Source organism: Streptomyces sp. NPDC055140 (genome assembly GCF_053607285.1).
On record NZ_JBSGTG010000145.1, the window covers coordinates 2322 to 2604 of the forward strand.

At 71.0% G+C, this 283-nt stretch carries 1 protein-coding gene; it reads right to left on the reverse strand.

Features of this window, described 5'->3' with window-relative positions:
- Nucleotides 1-261 (reverse strand): hypothetical protein (locus ACWFR4_RS48380; RefSeq protein ID WP_453658321.1); only part of this gene is annotated, 261 nt, incomplete at its 3' end.
- Nucleotides 262-283 lie beyond the last annotated feature (22 nt).

Sequence of the window (283 nt, forward strand, 5' to 3'; positions counted from 1 at the left end):
GAAGCTGCCGTCCGGCAGCTCGATGATGCGCCCGTCGAACCGCTCGGCATGCTCCCCAAACAGCTCCTGCGCGCCGGGCCCCTGGGCCTCCTCCTCACGCCGGGCCGGGTTCTCGGTCATGGCCAGGCCAGCCTCGACGGCGGCCGCGATCTCTCGCTCCAACACCTTGCTCAGATCGGCGGCGGTGTCCCCGCCGCGAGTGCGGACTTGGGGGCGGTTCTTACCGCCCCGGGCCCGGCCTGGAACTAGGGTGCCGAGCACGTTGCGCGGATGCTTCTTGTAG